General features: G+C 65.3%; 15 protein-coding genes, 1 tRNA gene and 1 other RNA gene. 10 read left to right on the top strand and 7 right to left on the bottom strand.

The window, feature by feature from the left end:
• Positions 1-12: 12 nt before the first annotated feature.
• Positions 13-107: signal recognition particle sRNA small type (gene ffs / locus ACQPXH_RS02160), an RNA gene on the bottom strand.
• Between the two features lie 140 nt (positions 108-247).
• Between ffs and ACQPXH_RS02155 the strand changes: the two genes are divergently transcribed.
• Positions 248-335 (top strand) — tRNA-Ser (locus ACQPXH_RS02155).
• Between the two features lie 19 nt (positions 336-354).
• Positions 355-852 (top strand): hypothetical protein, encoded by a 498-nt coding sequence (locus tag ACQPXH_RS02150; protein ID WP_433600670.1) that lies wholly within the window; start codon positions 355-357, stop codon positions 850-852.
• 375 nt (positions 853-1227) lie between these two features.
• Here the strand turns inward: ACQPXH_RS02150 and ACQPXH_RS02145 are convergent, their stop codons facing one another.
• Both ACQPXH_RS02145 and ACQPXH_RS02140 read right to left on the bottom strand, forming a co-directional pair.
• Entirely contained in the window at positions 1228-2001 is a 774-nt protein-coding gene (locus ACQPXH_RS02145; protein WP_433600669.1) for a hypothetical protein, read from the bottom strand.
• Positions 2002-2048: 47 nt separating this feature from the next.
• Positions 2049-2561, bottom strand: coding sequence for a hypothetical protein (locus ACQPXH_RS02140; protein ID WP_433600668.1), 513 nt, complete (start codon positions 2559-2561; stop codon positions 2049-2051).
• A gap of 35 nt (positions 2562-2596) precedes the next feature.
• On the opposite strand from ACQPXH_RS02140, the gene ACQPXH_RS02135 reads away from it, so the two are divergent.
• On the top strand, positions 2597-4192 hold the full coding sequence (locus ACQPXH_RS02135) for a helix-turn-helix domain-containing protein (protein WP_433600667.1): 1596 nt from the start codon (positions 2597-2599) through the stop codon (positions 4190-4192).
• Here ACQPXH_RS02135 and ACQPXH_RS02130 read toward each other — a convergent pair.
• A complete protein-coding gene (locus tag ACQPXH_RS02130) occupies positions 4189-4497 on the bottom strand; it encodes a putative quinol monooxygenase (protein WP_433600666.1) in 309 nt (102 codons plus the stop codon). The genes ACQPXH_RS02135 and ACQPXH_RS02130 overlap by 4 nt on opposite strands.
• Positions 4498-5021: 524 nt before the next feature.
• Here ACQPXH_RS02130 and ACQPXH_RS02125 point away from each other — a divergent pair.
• The 3 genes from ACQPXH_RS02125 to ACQPXH_RS02115 all read left to right on the top strand — a co-directional run bounded on the left by ACQPXH_RS02125 (position 5022) and on the right by ACQPXH_RS02115 (position 8485).
• A complete protein-coding gene (locus ACQPXH_RS02125) occupies positions 5022-5879 on the top strand; it encodes a hypothetical protein (protein ID WP_433600665.1) in 858 nt (285 codons plus the stop codon).
• Between the two features lie 459 nt (positions 5880-6338).
• Positions 6339-7331, top strand: a complete 993-nt coding sequence (locus ACQPXH_RS02120; protein WP_433600664.1) for a zinc-binding dehydrogenase — start codon at positions 6339-6341, stop codon at positions 7329-7331.
• Between the two features lie 149 nt (positions 7332-7480).
• Positions 7481-8485 carry a sigma-70 family RNA polymerase sigma factor gene (locus ACQPXH_RS02115; protein ID WP_433600663.1) on the top strand — a complete coding sequence of 335 codons (1005 nt, stop codon included), beginning with the start codon at positions 7481-7483 and terminating at the stop codon, positions 8483-8485.
• Positions 8486-8761: 276 nt separating this feature from the next.
• Here ACQPXH_RS02115 and ACQPXH_RS02110 read toward each other — a convergent pair whose 3' ends face one another.
• Complete coding sequence (locus ACQPXH_RS02110) at positions 8762-10159, bottom strand: WS/DGAT domain-containing protein (protein ID WP_433600662.1); 1398 nt, start codon at positions 10157-10159, stop codon at positions 8762-8764.
• A gap of 166 nt (positions 10160-10325) precedes the next feature.
• On the opposite strand from ACQPXH_RS02110, the gene qcrB reads away from it, so the two are divergent.
• Positions 10326-11948, top strand: a complete 1623-nt coding sequence (qcrB, locus tag ACQPXH_RS02105) for a cytochrome bc1 complex cytochrome b subunit (RefSeq protein WP_433600661.1) — start codon at positions 10326-10328, stop codon at positions 11946-11948.
• Positions 11949-12029: 81 nt separating this feature from the next.
• Here qcrB and ACQPXH_RS02100 read toward each other — a convergent pair whose 3' ends face one another.
• Positions 12030-12215, bottom strand: coding sequence for a DUF397 domain-containing protein (locus tag ACQPXH_RS02100; RefSeq protein ID WP_433603701.1), 186 nt, complete (start codon positions 12213-12215; stop codon positions 12030-12032).
• A 443-nt stretch (positions 12216-12658) separates the two neighbouring features.
• On the opposite strand from ACQPXH_RS02100, the gene ACQPXH_RS02095 reads away from it, so the two are divergent.
• From ACQPXH_RS02095 to ACQPXH_RS02085, 3 genes are read left to right on the top strand one after another with little or no spacing between them, the layout of a single operon-like run.
• The gene (locus ACQPXH_RS02095; protein ID WP_433600660.1) at positions 12659-13147 is read left to right on the top strand and encodes a DUF309 domain-containing protein; all 489 of its coding nucleotides are present in this window, start codon (positions 12659-12661) and stop codon (positions 13145-13147) included.
• A 20-nt stretch (positions 13148-13167) separates the two neighbouring features.
• Positions 13168-14100 carry a tRNA glutamyl-Q(34) synthetase GluQRS gene (gluQRS, locus tag ACQPXH_RS02090; protein WP_433600659.1) on the top strand — a complete coding sequence of 311 codons (933 nt, stop codon included), beginning with the start codon at positions 13168-13170 and terminating at the stop codon, positions 14098-14100.
• A gap of 45 nt (positions 14101-14145) precedes the next feature.
• On the top strand, positions 14146-14823 hold the full coding sequence (locus ACQPXH_RS02085; protein WP_433600658.1) for an RDD family protein: 678 nt from the start codon (positions 14146-14148) through the stop codon (positions 14821-14823).
• Between the two features lie 67 nt (positions 14824-14890).
• Here ACQPXH_RS02085 and ACQPXH_RS02080 read toward each other — a convergent pair whose 3' ends face one another.
• Positions 14891-15403, bottom strand: a complete 513-nt coding sequence (locus ACQPXH_RS02080; protein ID WP_387294078.1) for a DUF4190 domain-containing protein — start codon at positions 15401-15403, stop codon at positions 14891-14893.
• Positions 15404-15415 lie beyond the last annotated feature (12 nt).

Genomic DNA, 15415 nt, shown 5'->3' with positions numbered 1-15415 from the left:
AATTGGAGTGAATATAGGGGACCCCGCGCACCCGGCAGAGCCCGTTGACCCTTGCTGCCTTCCGGCCCTGGGGGAGTTCACAGGATGCGCGCCGCGCGGGATCCATATGCAAGTGTAGCGGGCGGCTCCGACAATGATCACCACCGGGGTGGACCGCAATGGGTCGAAACGGGACCCAACTGGGAGTTCCCGCCCCGAGCAGCCCCAATTTGGTGACCGGCCGGGGGCACCCGGTATGCTGCTGCACGGAGGATTCGCCTAGTGGCCTATGGCGCTCGCCTGGAACGCGGGTTGGGTTAACGCCCTCAGGGGTTCAAATCCCCTATCCTCCGCCAGGGAAATACCTGGTCAGGGATGGTTTTCACCGTCCCTGACCAGTCCCGGTCAACACGCGCGGTCAACGGATGTCATCTGAGGGGATGCTCCAAGAAGTCGGCACGGCAGTGTCCCGACTACAGAGAGACGACCCGCATGTCCAGCATCCGTGTACGCACCCGCCGCGACGGCACCGACTACACACAGGTCATGTTCCGCCATAACGGCAAGCAGCAATCCATGTCATTCGACGACCACGCGGCAGGGCTCCGCTGGCGCAAGGCGCTCGACGAACTCGGCGCCGAGCGCGCGCTCGAACGACTCCAGATCGCTGAGAACGTCGAAGCCAACCCCGTCGTCACCATCGCCAGCGCCGGGGCCGACCACATCGACAACCTCACCGGTGTCACCGATGGCACGCGCAAGCGATACCGGGCCTACATGCGCAACGACATCGAACCGTTCTTCGGCCCGAGCACCGCAGCCGACATGATCCCCGACAAACGGATCCGGCAGTGGGTGAAGGCCTGTGCATGAATCCCCCTGGATGTTCATGGATTGGGCGGCCCCACCCGGAAGGGGATCGGGTGGGGCCGCTGTATCCGGATTACTGGACTTACTTCTCCAGCTTCTCCAGCATCCAACTGCCGACCGCGTACATGTCGTCAGCGGGGATGGCGCGCGTGTAGTGCAGAGGCGGGGTCACCCACCGGATCCGCCGCCACCCGTTCCCCGGTCGGATGACCCAGCCACCGTATTCGCGGTGAGGATTCCACTGATTCTTCCCCGTGTAGCCGGGCTCACGGGGGACATGCCGGAACCGGTAGTGCAGGTTGCGGCGCAGCAAGAACCAGCGACTCGACCATGTGGGAGGGCCGCTACTGATATGGAGCTGCTTCATCGGAAGTCAACTTAGCACTGGAGGAAGGTGGGCGGTGTCTCGTTGCGGCCCTCATCCGTCCCGGTGTCCCAGGTAGCTCGCATGACGATCTTGCCTTGCCACACGCCGGGTACGCAGTCCAATGCCATCGCGGCGATGTTGAGGTGTGGGTTGGGGATTTGCGTGGAAACGGCGCGGTCCCCCGTCGGCTGCGGGTTGCTGGTGCCCGATCGATGCCATAGCTGCAACTCGATGCGGAACTGGAGAGGAGCGCGGTCGCATTCCACGATGCCGCCTACGACGACGGCCTTGTGCAGCACATACGGGTTCTTGTTGAACTCGAAGGTGCATACACCGCCAGCGGCCTGCGCGACCGGCGTGGTGGTGAGCGTTTGCCCGCCGAGTAGTGCGGCGCTGACAGCGACGACCGTGACGGCTGCCCGAATCGCGTTGAATCCCATGGATGTCCCTCCATTACCTACTACTCCCGTACCCCACGGGAGAGTCAGAACCGCCTCGAGCGAGGCGCGTCTTACTGCTCGACATATGCGCCGGGGCCGGAGCACTCCCGCGTCGACCAGGGTCCAGAACGCTTCATGTTTCGCGCCGCATGAGTCGGCGTCGCAGTTGATGCGCGCACGAAATACGCGGCGCGCTTCCTCGACGCTGTACGGACGATCCGGTGCACGGTGGCATGCGTCGCGAGCAACGCGCGCGAGAATTTCGGTGCTGGGGCGTTCACCGTCGACGTGCACCGGGCGGTCGACGACGTACGGCAGCAGGTAGAAGACCACGACGCCCAGCATCAAAACCCCGGCGACGGTTGCGCATACGAGTCCAGTAGTCGACACAGCTAGTCGACCTCCGTGTCGTCGATCGAGACCGGCTCGACGGTGATCACTGCGTGTTCGCCGAGTTCGTGGTGGTCATCGGATTCGAATGCGAAGGTCTGCCCGACAAAGCCTTCATCGTCGACAGGCGCCCACAATCCGTCGTCGCGCCGCAACCAACCCGCCGGGCGATCGGCTCCGGTGTCAGCGTCGCGCATCGCGACAACCGCGGCTTTGCCTGCACGCTCGATAGCGGCCGTGCAGTAGCGGCAGATGCCGGTGTCGGGCTCGACGTCCTCATAGGTGCAGCGGGGGCAGCGCTTCGCCGTTGGGGCTGTGGGCGCGGGGCGATCTGCCCATTCGCGGACCGCTTCGGCGAACACCTCGACCACATCGCCCGGTGCGCCGTTATAGGTGGCGGGTGCGCCGGTGAAGGGATCCCGTTGCGGCAGTAGCGAATCGCGTTGCAGCCACCCCACAGGCTGGTGGTCTGGGTCGTCGTCGTGCCCGTCGAGCCGGGCAACCTCGCCGATCACGGGAGGTTCTTCGAGTTGCGCGGGTCGGGCACGATGTGACCGGCCTCGACGAGCACTTCATGCGCGGCGCGCTTACGGGCGCAGGAGTCGAACGGGCACCGGGCGTGCCGTTGCATCGCGTAGTGCGCGGCATCGGGTGCGAACGGCCGCTCGGGTGCCTCATGCGGCCAGCCATGCGGCAGGACGGATCGGTCGAGCAGCTCATCGCCGCGAGCTATCAGGGCGGCAATTTCTGGTTTAGCCATGGGATTCCCCGGCGTCTGGTTCGGACCGCTGACTCACCACGCCGCCGAGGATGCGGGTCGACCCGACGGCGCGGTGTAGTTAGAACGATGGCGCAGCTTCCGACTGTGAAGTGCGAAAGAATTTCGTACTCTTGGCACTACGGACTTGGCACGGCGTTCAATGAAACGGTGGTGACCATGAGCGCGGATCGCGCGGCAGTAGCGGCCCGAGTCGGCGAGGCGCGACGACTGGCGGGACTCACACAAAAGCAGTTGGCAGAGAAGGCGAATGTGTCGACGGCGCTTATCCGCTCTGTGGAACAGCGCCGAGCGCCAGCAACGCCCGCGTTTCTGGGTGCTGTGTCGAAAGCCTTGCGGCTGTCGGTGACCGACCTGACCGGGCAACCGTACGTGCCCGCGCCCGGCCCGGATACCGAAGTTCACTCTGCGATCGCCGTGCTTCGTACTGAGCTGGCCGCCTACGACATCGACAACGCCGCTGTAGCCGAGCCCCGTGCCCTTGCACAGCTCGCCGCCGAAGTCGACAAAGTGTGCACGTGGCGGCGGGCTGCTAGCTTCCACAAGCTCGGTGAGCACCTGCCTGGTCTGCTGGGCGAACTGCGCGCCGCCATGCACCGCGCTACCGGCGTCGACCGTGGTCGCGCTTTAGTGCTGCTGTGCGAGCTGTACTACTCCGCGCACTCGCTAGCGCACAAGCTCGGCTACTCCGACCTCGCCGCGCTCGCCGTCGATCGAATCGCATGGGCCGCAGCCGAAGCCGACAACCCGCTGTGGAAGGCAACAGCCCAGTTTCAGCGCGCAGCGCTGCTCACTTCTGGCGGTGACTGGACGGTTGCGCTCAGCTTCCTCGAGCGATGCCGCGGCGACATCGAGCCTCGGCTCGGCGTCGGCCGTCGTGATGACCTGATCGCGTGGGGTGGGCTGCACCTGCAATCCGGCTTGGCCGCGTCACGGTCCGGCCGTCGTAGCCTGGCGGACGAGCATCTCGGCGAGGCTCGAGCCGCTGCCGAGCGACTTGGCGACGACCGGGATCGGGTCCTCAGCTTCGGCCCGACAAACGTCGGCATCTGGTCGGTCGCGCTGGCAGTCGAAGCGATGGACGGCACCGAGGCGCTCAACCGGGCCCGCGCTCTGGCGCTCCCCGCCGATGCACCGAAAGAGCGTGCGGGCCATCACTACATCGATCTGTCGCGCGCCTACCTACTCCACGGTGATCGCCGTCGTGCGTTCGACGCGCTACTCACTGCGAAGTCGATCGCACCAGCGCAGACCCGCTACAACCCAATGGTTCACGAGACCGCCCGAGCGCTAGCTCGCGCTGAGGCCCGCGCCGTCGACAGCGTGCACGGCTTCGCCATGTGGTGCGGGATTGCCCAGCGACTCTAAGCAGGCAGGCCCTTCGCGACGGCCGGGCCCAGGAACTCGACGCGGAATGACTCGACGTATTCGCTGCGCTTGTCCAGGAACCGTCGGGTGTGCGGCTGCCGCTCGTGCTCTTCGAACGCATCGCGGTCGCGGTACACCTCATAGAAGATCCGCGAGAGCGGTTCACCGTCAACGGTGTTGGTCGCATAGACCAGCGTGCCGGGCTCGTGTTCGATGATCTGCCGAACGGTATCGGCGACGAGTTGGTCGAACGCGTCGGCCGCGTCCTCGTCGAACAAGTCGAACTTCACCACGAGAGCGAACATGGAACGACCGTAGCAGTGGGCAGCATCGACGGCACCGGCTATCAGTTCCCCCAATCTCAGCGTCGGTGTCCGGCGCCGCCGCCGGTCGCTATCACCTGATCCCGGCGCACCTTCGCCACCGACTGGGTTTGCGCGGCAGCGCCGATCGGCGGGAGCAGCTGATACGTCAGGTGGACCGCGCGGCCGCCGTGGACGCCACACCGGGCTTACATTTGCCGGTTCATAACAACGCGGATGTCGTAGCCGCTCTCTCAGGATCCGGCTCCGACTGCTCGGAAAGGGCGACCGAGTCATGTTCATTGTCGCGGCATGGATGGTGGACATGGACACCACGATCCGTGGGTGCTGAAATGCCCGGAAAGTCCTGGTGGTGGCCCTGATTCGAACCTGTCACCGCATTCTCGACCATCCAAGACGCCCCGTGATCCGAATGCGAATCAACAAGTTCTCTGCACTGTGAAAGGTAATCGATGAGCACAGGCAAGCACAGAAAAGTCAGTTCGCGTCAACAGAAGATGGGGTCGATGGTAGTGGCGGGAGCGGTTCCCGTTCTTCTCACCATGGTGGGGAGCAACGGAACCGCGAACGCCGAACTCGACCGGCACGGTCCGGTGAGCCGGACCGAGCACGGCGACCACGTTGCCTTCGTGGCCGACGACACGGATTCGGCCGAGGCGACTCCCACCGCGCAGGCAGAGCAGGCGAAGCAGTCCTCGGACTGGCCCGCCGCCCAGGTGCCGAATGTGCGCCCGTACCGGGGAACGCGAATCCCGGACGACACGCGCAGTTCGCTGCAATGGGCGCGACCAGTACCGAAAAACGAGTATCTATCGCCGGTCGAGTCGCTGCACGGCCCGGTCCCGGTCGCACCGGTGCCGCCGATCGCGCCGCCGCCGGGCATGTTGCGTTTCGGAAACGTACAGGTCGAGGCACCGGATTGGCTGCCGCGGGAGCCCGCCATCCAACTCAACGACGCCGCGGCGGTGACCGAGGCCGATCTCGCTACGTTCTTCGACTCGGTGGGTATGGAGCGCACTCGCTCCGATCGCGTTGCGGGTCAGACCGTCGGCTCCGCGGCGCTCGGTGCGGCCGCAGGCGCAGCGGTGGCGAGCCCGTTCGCGCTGATCGGCGCAGGTGTCGGCGGTGCACTCGGTCTGGTCGTCGGCGTGCCTTTCGCACCGATCGGTCTCGCCGCGGGGCCCATCGGCGCCGCATACGGCGCGGCCCTCATGGCGGCGCCGCTCGCCGCCATCGGCGCGGGTATCGGCGCGGTTCTCGGTGCGACGCAGGCCCTCACCGCACCCCCACGAGCTCTCGGCCCGGCTGAGGCTGCGACAGCCGAACCCGCACCGATCGACAGACCGTTCCACATGGCCGAATAAGTCGCGATGCCGCCTGAAATGAACCGGCAGCTATACGGCTGCGGCACGCGGCCCTCGTCAGCAGCGCCGAAACAGCCTGAAATGCGGCGGATTCGACCGAAGAACCTGTTGACCTTGGGTTGCGGGTGGGTTCAAATCCCCTGCCTTCCGCCATAAAATAGCAGGTCAGGACATATTTTAGTGTCCTGACCTGCTGTTGTCTTCGGACTGCGTGTGGTCCGCCACTTCAGGCGCTGCCCGACCAGGGCATTGACGCGGTCAACACGGATCGAAGTTTTCATCCCCCGTTTCGACGGTTGGGTCGCTGTGCTGCATGGCGTGCGCGCGGGATCACGGGTGGGTTCGCCACGATTCACGGCTGCCGATTCCTTTCTGTGGCGACCGAGGTCTACATGGTCGACGGTGCGGACCGCCGACGCGGCCGACCGCGACGCAAGCCGAGAAAGAGAGCTGATTGCTGTGAGTATTCCCACCACTATGCGCGCCCTGCAGCAGACTTCGCTGCAGGGTCCGCAGGATATGCGGTCGATCATCGACGCGCCGGTACCGGTGCCCGGCCCGGGCGAGGTCCTGATCCGGGTCGCGGCCGCCGGTGTCAATTTCGCCGATATCTCGCGGGCCTACGGCACGTTCCTCGGCGGTCCGCAACCACCGTATCTTGCGGGTTTCGAGGCCGCCGGCGAGGTCGTGGCGGTGGGTGAGGCTACGAGCGCCCCGCAACCAGGGGCCAGGGTTATCGGCGTCGGCTACGGGGCTTTCGCCGAGTACATGGTCCTGCCCGCAGCTGCGGCGGTGCCGATTCCGGACGGCTGGAGCGCCGAGCAGGCGCTGGGCTTGGTCGTGAACTGGCCCACCGCGCTGGCCGCGCTCAGGCCTCTGGGCCGCATCACCACCGGGCAGACCGTGCTTATCCACGCCGCGGCGGGCGCGACCGGCCAAGCCGCGGTGACCCTGGCCAAGCATTATGGCGCGACGGTCATCGCCACTGCCTCGCCGGGCAAGCACGAGACTGTGCGGGCACTCGGCGCCGACCACGTCCTGGACTCCCGCACCGACGACCTCACCGCCGAGGTACTGCGGCTGACCGGCGGCATCGGCGCCGATCTGGTGCTCGAGTCCGCCGGCGGCGCAACCTTCGCCGCCGGCGTGGCCGCGGCCAGGCCGGTCACCGGCCGGATCGTCGTCTATGGCGTGGCAGGCGGTGAAGCCGCGATCACCAATTGGGAGTTGGTGTACAAGCACCAAGTCCACATCATCGGCCTCAACATCGGCGTGCTGAGCCAGGCCGCACCGCAGATATTCGGCGAGCTCATGGGTGAGCTGTCCGCGCTCATCACCGCTGGCGTCCTCACTCCCGCTCGCCCCACCGCTTACGACTTGTCCGACGGCCCGAAAGCCCTCGCGGAACTCGAAACCCGCAGCACCACCGGCAAACTGGCACTGGTGCCGTGACACCCGCTGAGCTGCGTTTCGATTCCTTCACAACAGCGTCCCGGTCGTAATCAGCGACCGTCCCGACCGGCGGGAGCGGTGCGGACAAGGAGCTGCCTGTGGGATTCGACCGCACATCCGGCCGACCGGCCACGGCCTACACTCGCGACATGACGGCGCACATGCCGGAGGCGGCGAACCAGGACCGGTTCGCCGCCGAAACCGAGCGGTTCCGCCGGGAGCTGCTGGCGCACTGCTATCGCATGGTCGGCTCGTCCCAGGACGCGGAGGACCTGGTACAGGAAACATATCTTCGGGCATGGCGCTCCTACGCCGGCTTCGAAGGACGCGCGTCGATTCGGTCCTGGCTCTACAAGATCGCCACCAATGTCTGCCTGACGGCCTTGCAGCCGCGCCGGATCCGGGTGCTGCCCTCGGGCCTGACCGGGCCTTACGATGGGCCCGATCGCCCGCCGAGTCACGTTGCGACGGGCGAGGTCTCGTGGCTGGAGCCGTTGCCGGACGGGTGGATCACCCCGGCCGCCGACGATCCGGCCGCAGTGGTTATCGCAGGCGAGTCGCTACGGCTGGCACTCATCGCCAGCCTGCAGCACCTGCCCGCCCGCCAGCGCGCGATCCTCATCCTGCGCGAGGTGCTGGCGTTCTCCGCGGCCGAAACCGCGGAGATCCTCGGCACCACTACGGCGGCGGTAAAGAGCGGTCTGCAGCGCGCCCGTGCCCGGCTCGACGAACTGGATCCGGAGCCCGAGAAGCTGCTCGAACCGACCGACCAGCGGGCACGCGCACTACTCGACGGCTACATCGCGGCCTTCGAGCGTTCCGACGCCGGTCTGCTGGAACAAGTGCTGCGCACCGACGCCACGCTGGAGGCGACGCCATTCCGCGAATGGTACGCAGGCCGGGTGCGGTGCATCCACATGCTCGACGCGTACGTGCTCGGCAGACCCGGCGATTGGCGGATGATCGCTACTACAGCCAACGGCCAGCCGGCCGCCGTCATCTACTACCGAGACGCCGACTGTGTGTTCCGGGCAAGCGGCATCGTTGTGCTGGCTCCAACTACTACTGGTGTCTCCCGGGTGATCGCACTGCACGACCCGGCGCTGGTCGCGATGTTCGGCTTCCCGGGCGTGTTCGCGCCGAATCAGCAGTAGCGCCGCCCGTCCGATCCTCGAACTGGAAACACGCACTGTTGCGCTTGCTCTCGAATCTCCGCGATAGTCGGCCCGCGACCGCTCGGCGGCGCACCCGTCACTTCACCGCAATCGGCTCGGTCATTCAGCCAAGTCGGTTCGTGATGTGGTTGTGGTTGCGCTCCCGCTCGATTGCCGCCGCCACCGTTTCCGCCCGAATATGTAGGCGTTCAATGCATTCGAACATACCGATGTCGCTCGGCTACTCGTAGAAGTACGGCGTCGGGCTGCGGTGAATCATCCGGTTGACGTTTCGGGCTCGCCCAATTCAGCTATGGCACAGTCGAATACGTCGTTCAGGGCATCGCGTAGCAAGTCGACGTAATTGTCTATGTCCGGTAGTGCGGCGGTATCGGCGTGGATCGAGACGGTGACGGTGTCGCCGAGGCCGTGTACGCCGTGGGTCAGGTGCATGACCGAGCCGATTGCGGGGAAGCCGCCGGTGAAGCGGACGGGTGCGCCGCCGAAGGTCAGGTCGGCGGGGCCGCGGTGGACGCTGGAGACCACAGTGTGCCCGGCGATGGAGTCGGGGACGGTGTCGAGTGGGTAGCGCTCGATGTCGCGGCGCAGTAATGCGGCCGGGGTGACGGCGGTGACGCGGTCCTGTGCGGTGAGCAGTGGGTGCTGTGCGCGGGTTCGGCGATCGGCGAGGGCCGCAGCGATTTTGTTCGCGCGAGCCAGCAGGTCCGGTTCGTCGATGAACAGGTCGACACCGAGGCTTCGGTAGTTATTGCGAGCCGCTATCCGATTGTCGGACAAGGCCATCGGCACTTGCGCGCCGAGGCGGTCCGGTCGTTCCCCCCGCGCCGTCAGATAGCGATCGAGCGCGATCGACACTGCGGTCAGCGCGACCACGGTCACGGTGCGGCCCGGGATGCGCAGCCGTTCGGCATGGCAGATGATCATCCGTGCCTGATGGGCGTATCCATCTGTCGAATCGCTACGGTTCACCAGACTCGGCGTGAACGCGGGTCCCGGCCCCGGAAGCCTTCCCGCACTGGCTAATTCGGCCAGCTCCCGCTGCGCGCGGAATGCCTGAAAGCCACGGATCACCGTGCACGCGAACTGAATCGGCATCCGAAGCAGCGCCAGTACCGAATTCATATGTATGGGATTCGCCGGCGCTTGCGCAGAGGAAACGTCTTGCGCAACCATCTCGGCCCCACCAACCTCGGAAAACAACCTCCGGGCGATTTCCGCACCCCGTCGCCCATCCGCCAACGCGTGCGACATCTGCAACACAGCTACCATTGCCGGTCCAGCACCTCCCGGTGCACCGACGACCTCACGAAACACGTGCAACCGCCATGGCCGCACCGCGGCGTCCACCCCTGTACCGAGCAGTTTGCCGAGCACCTCACACACACTTGGCCAATCCGGTTCCGGAAGGATATGTTCCACAAATTGCTCGGCACGGAATTCACACCGAACCCATGCCGGATAGTCCAGATCTGCGGGCAGCTCGCGCAGCCGCACCGACAGGTCGGCAATCTCCGCACTGCGGTGCGCGACGAACTCGCGCAGTTGCGCACCGGAACGCCCGGAATCTTCGAAGCAATACAGCATGAAGAGGTCATTTCGGGTACGGCCCGACAGCCAGTACATCGTTGCGTCCTGGGCGGCCACCGTACTCACGACTCGACGATATGACACCGGTTACCGGCACTATCGGCAGGCACCGGGAAACTGAATGATCTTGTTCCACATTGCGGTTCAGGGAAACCTATCGATTCCCGGCCGATCCCCTGCTACCGTCTGTAGTAGAACACATACCACCACTCACCAGAGCGGGGTGTCGGCCATGGCTATTGACATAGGTCGTAAGGCGGGCGAACAAGCCAACTCCTTCGACGAGCGATATCAGGCCGCGAGATTCATCAAACGGTCGATCAACAAGGTTTTTCCGACCCACTGGTCGTTCTTACTCGGCGAGATCGCGCTCTACAGCTTCATCATCCTGGTGCTGTCCGGTACCTATCTGACGCTGTACTTCGACCCATCAATGGCCGAGGTCACCTACAACGGCGCTTACCAGCCGCTGCGCGGGGTGTCGATGACCCGCGCCTACGAGACGGCGCTGAACATCTCCTTCGAGGTCCGCGGCGGCTTGTTCGTGCGCCAGGTACACCATTGGGCAGCACTGCTTTTCGCGGCCTCGATCATCGTGCACCTGTTCCGGATCTTCTTCACCGGCGCGTTCCGCAAACCGCGCGAAGCGAACTGGGTACTCGGCTCGCTGCTGCTGATCCTGGCCATGTTCGAGGGGTACTTCGGCTACTCGCTGCCCGACGACCTGCTCTCGGGCACCGGCCTGCGGGCGGCGTTCTCTTCCATCACGCTCGGCATCCCGCTCATCGGCACCTGGATGCACTGGTTGATGTTCGGTGGCGACTATCCGGGCGAGATCATCCTGCCGCGCCTGTTCATCGCGCACGTGCTGCTGTTCCCCGGCATCATGCTCGCGCTGATCGCCGCGCATATCGCGCTGGTCTGGTATCAGAAGCACACCCAGTTCCCTGGTCCCGGCCGCACCGAACGCAATGTGATCGGCACACGCATCGTGCCGGTGTTCTCGCTGGATCAGGGCGCGTTCTTCGCGTTCACCCTCGGTGTCGTCGCACTTATGGGCGGCTTGCTGCAGATCAACCCGATCTGGGCCTTCGGGCCCTACAGCCCGGCCAAGGTATCGGCGGGCACCCAGCCGGACTTCTACATGATGTGGACAGACGGCATGATGCGCCTGATCCCGCCCTGGGAGCTGTATCCGGGCCGCTATACCGTGCCCGCACCGTTCTGGGGTGCGATGATCATGGGCTTGGTCTTCGCTGTGCTGATCGCCTATCCGTGGATCGAACGGCGGCTGACCAAGGACACCGCACACCACAACCTGCTGCAACGCCCGCGTGACGTGCCGGTCCGCACCGCGATCGGCGCGATGGCGATCACCTTCTACGTGGTACTGACACTGTCCTGCGTTAACGACATCATCGCTTATAAATTCGATGTCTCACTGAACGCGACCACCTGGGTCGGCCGGATCGGCATTCTGACCCTGCCCGCGGTGGCCTACTTCGCCGCTTACCGCATCTGCCTGGGCCTGCAGCGCAGCGACCGCGCGGTGCTCGAGCACGGCATCGAGACCGGCATTATCAGGCGGCTGCCGCACGGCGAGTACATCGAGATCCACCAGCCGCTCGGTCCGGTCGACGAGCACGGTCACCCGATTCCGTTGACCTATCAGGGTGCGACGGTGCCGAAGAAGATGAACAAGCTGGGTTCGGCGGGCAAGCCGGGCACCGGCGGATTCTTCCGACCCGATCCGTGGCAGGAATCCCGCGCGCACATGGCGGCCGAGCACGAGGAAGAGCGCAGGCAGCTCGCCGTGCTACGCGCAGCTCAGGACGATACCGACGGCCGGCACTGAGAAAGGGCGCTGAGCGCCTGCGAAGGCCCCGAGTCCGTGCCGACCCGGGGCCCGTGCTGTTGGTTCGGCCGTACCTGTTGTTCAGGCGCGGCCGAACTCCCCCTTCGACATTCCTTTCAGGAACGCGTTCCACTCGCCGGGCGTAAACGCCAACAACGGACCATAGCCGTTGTCTTTGGTGTCGCGGACCGCCACGTTGCCGTCGACGAGAAATGCGACTTCCACGCAGTTCCCGTCGGGGCCGCTGTATGTGCTCTTACGCCACACAGCGCCCGTCAAGTCTACTTCCACGGCACTAAGCTCCTTTGCTGCGTCGAGAACGAGATTATTCTTCTGACATCGTCCTAACTAGCACCGGCATCCGGCGCGGAACGCCGAATCCCGCGGTGCGCCTTGCCGAAGCGTGCGACTTTCACGGTGCGTCGTGATCGCACTTTTCGAGGTGAATTCACCTCGCGGGGTCGCCCCCGCGCGGTAAACATTAGCAGGTTCCTCGAGCATTTGCCGATCTCTTGCCAATTCAATGCTCGCATTTGCCAATCTTGCGAAGATGTGGAGTTGCGGGAACATTGCCGGAAGATGACATTCATTCCTATGTTTGCTGGGCAGCAAACTTTTTGGGATGTGATTGCTCCGTGATCCGTCAGTTAATCGTGACCCGAACCAACTCGGCTGGACGCCTTCGACTCCGTCCGTGGATGATGGGCAGCATGGTCGAACGCCCGCGCGACGAGGCAGGTCGCGCACGCAATCCCCGCCCACGCGACCGGTTGGGGCGGCCGCTGCCCGTCGGCAGCGCCGGCGTGCCGCGAATTCCGGACGACCTGAATCTGCCGCCCCAGCAAACCCTCTCCTACGCCCAGCAACTGCTGGATGACGGCCTGGCATTTAACGCACACGAAGTATTGGAGGCCGCATGGAAGAACGGGCCGTTCGCCGAAAGGATGCTGTGGCAGGGTCTGGCGCAATATGCGGTCGGCCTCACCCACATGCAGCGCGCGAATCCGAAGGGCGCGCGCACGCTGCTCACCCGTGCGGTGACCCGGCTGCGCGCCTATGAGGCCGACCGAAACACTGCTGTGCCGTACGGAATCGACTGCGCGGGTCTTATCGCGCACGCCGAGGACCTGCTTGCCGCCCTCGACAGCGGAACCTCCATCACCGAGGACCGACTCAAGCCGCGGCTGCTGATCCGGTGACCCGTGCCGGAACCCCTAGCATGGCAAACGTGCCAGTAATCAGAAATCCAGCAGGCAGGTACGCCCCGAGCCCGTCCGGCGATCTGCACATCGGAAATCTGCGCACCGCGGTCCTGGCCTGGTTGTTCGCGCGATCGACCGGACGCCGCTTCGTGCTCCGGATCGACGATCTGGATCGCGTCCGGCCGGGCGCCGAACAGCGCCAACTGGCGGATCTCGCCGCGATCGGACTGGATTGGGACGGTCCCGTAGTCCGGCAGAGCGACCGGCTGCCGCACTATCGAGCGGCCATCGATCAACTCATGGCGGCCGGGCTCACCTACGAGTGCTATTGCACCCGAAGGGAAATCCAGCAGGCCGCGACCGCACCGCACGGACCGCTCGGCCACTATCCAGGCACCTGCCGTGATCTGACCGAAGCCCAGCGGGCCGCGCATCGCACCGACGGACGCCCGGCCGCGTTGCGGTTGCGTGCGCACGCAACCGAATTCGAGATCACCGATGAATTGCACGGACGCTACCGTGGCCCCGTCGACGATGTCGTACTGCGCCGCGGCGACGGAATTCCGGCGTACAACCTGGCCGTCGTCGTCGACGATGCGGAGCAGGGCATTGACCAGGTGGTCCGCGGTGACGATCTGCTGCCGTCGACGCCACGTCAGGCCTATCTCGCGACGCTGCTCGACCTTCCGGTGCCGCACTACGCACATGTGCCACTGGTGTTGAATGCCACGGGCAAGCGACTGGCCAAGCGCGACGGCGCGGTGACACTCGCCGATCAGCTCGCCCTCGGCAACACACCCGATCGCGTCGCGGCCGCGCTGGCCAGTTCCCTGGGCTATCCCCCGATTTCGCCCACCGAACTACTCGACGGGTTCGACCCGGCCGATCTCACCCACGAACCGTGGATACTCGACGAGCATGGGTTGTTGCAACCCGCGCGATGTCCGTAACGTACGCAAGCGACCGATCTACTGATCACTGACGAGGAAACACATATGACAAGCGGTGGGTACGACCCCAACCAATATCCGCAAGGCGGGCAACAATACCCAGGCGGCCAGCAGTACCCGCAGGGTGGACAGCCCCAGTACGGCCAGCAGCCGCCCCAGTACGGCCAGCAGCCGCCGCAGTACGGACAGCAGCCGCAATACGGACAACAGCCGCAATACGGACAACAGCCGCAGGATCCCTACGGCCAGCAGCAGCCCTATCCCCAGCAGCCCTATGGCGAGCAGCCGGGATACGGCGGACAGCCCGGTGATATCGGAGCCCGCATCGGCGCCCGCGTCATCGATCACCTGATCGTCGGCATCCCGGTCGCCGTCATCATCTCGCTGATCGTGGGCTCCGGATTCGGTGGTCAGATCGTGACCAGCCTGGTCGGCGCAATCGCGGCGCTCGGGTACTTCGTCGGCATGGAGACCTCGCAGGGCACCACCCTCGGCAAGAAGATCGTGGGCCTCAAGGTCGTCGCGCCCGGCGGTGCGGCGAAGATCAGCCCGGAGGTTTCGCTGAAGCGCAACCTCTATGTAGCCCTCGGCATCATTCCGTGCATCGGTGGCCTGGCCGAGCTCGGCCTGGTCATCTACATGATCATCACCACCTCGCAGGACCCGAACAAGCAGGGTTGGCACGACAAGTTCGCCGGCGGCACCCAGGTCGTCAAGGCCTGATCGCCGACCCCTGGATAAAGCTCAGGGGCGCTCCCGGAATCGGGAGCGCCCCTGATGTTTTCGAGTCCTATGTCGTCGAAAGCGCGACGTTGAGAATCACATAGACGATGGCGAGCACGATGCCGCCCGCGCCCACCCAGATACCGGCCAGCGCCAGGCCGCGGCCCTCCTGTCCGCGCTCCTTGATCTGGTTGAGTGCGATGACACCGAGCACGATCCCGACGATCGAGCCGATGCAGGTGCACAGCCCGACCACCGAGGCGACCAGCGAACCGATTGCCAGGCCATTAGTGCCCTGGGCCTGCTGCGGATAGCCGTACGGCTGATACGCGCCCGGATAGGCCGGGGTCTGCGGGTACGGCTGCTGCGGGCCGGCGACCGGCTGCTGCGGGTAGCTCGGGTACTGCGACTGCGGCTGAGGTGGCGGCGTCGGAGCCGGCTGCTGCGGGTACTGCGGCGCGGAAGGGTACTGCGGTGCCGAGGGGTACTGCGGTACCGACCCCTGGGAGCCAGCCTCCGGCGACACACCTTCGCCGCCGTACTGTTTCCACCATTCGTCGGAATCGCCGGGATTCGTCATTGGTACAGCCTA

The organism is Nocardia sp. CA-135953 (assembly GCF_050955735.1).
Lineage (GTDB): Bacteria > Actinomycetota > Actinomycetes > Mycobacteriales > Mycobacteriaceae > Nocardia.
Note: the sequence above shows the minus strand (reverse complement) of the source record. Positions and strands in the feature narration are given on the sequence as shown.

Excerpts from the sequence above, each read along its gene's own strand:
- ACQPXH_RS02115 (WP_433600663.1), top strand. The coding sequence starts at position 7,481 with ATGACGGCGCACATGCCGGAGGCGGCGAACCAGGACCGGTTCGCCGCC.
- ACQPXH_RS02095 (WP_433600660.1), top strand. The coding sequence starts at position 12,659 with ATGGTCGAACGCCCGCGCGACGAGGCAGGTCGCGCACGCAATCCCCGC.
- ACQPXH_RS02125 (WP_433600665.1), top strand. The coding sequence starts at position 5,022 with ATGGTAGTGGCGGGAGCGGTTCCCGTTCTTCTCACCATGGTGGGGAGC.
- ACQPXH_RS02085 (WP_433600658.1), top strand. The coding sequence starts at position 14,146 with ATGACAAGCGGTGGGTACGACCCCAACCAATATCCGCAAGGCGGGCAA.
- ACQPXH_RS02145 (WP_433600669.1), bottom strand. The coding sequence starts at position 2,001 with ATGCTGGGCGTCGTGGTCTTCTACCTGCTGCCGTACGTCGTCGACCGC.
- qcrB (WP_433600661.1), top strand. The coding sequence starts at position 10,326 with ATGGCTATTGACATAGGTCGTAAGGCGGGCGAACAAGCCAACTCCTTC.
- ACQPXH_RS02130 (WP_433600666.1), bottom strand. The coding sequence starts at position 4,497 with ATGTTCGCTCTCGTGGTGAAGTTCGACTTGTTCGACGAGGACGCGGCC.
- gluQRS (WP_433600659.1), top strand. The coding sequence starts at position 13,168 with ATGGCAAACGTGCCAGTAATCAGAAATCCAGCAGGCAGGTACGCCCCG.
- ACQPXH_RS02080 (WP_387294078.1), bottom strand. The coding sequence starts at position 15,403 with ATGACGAATCCCGGCGATTCCGACGAATGGTGGAAACAGTACGGCGGC.
- ACQPXH_RS02150 (WP_433600670.1), top strand. The coding sequence starts at position 355 with ATGGTTTTCACCGTCCCTGACCAGTCCCGGTCAACACGCGCGGTCAAC.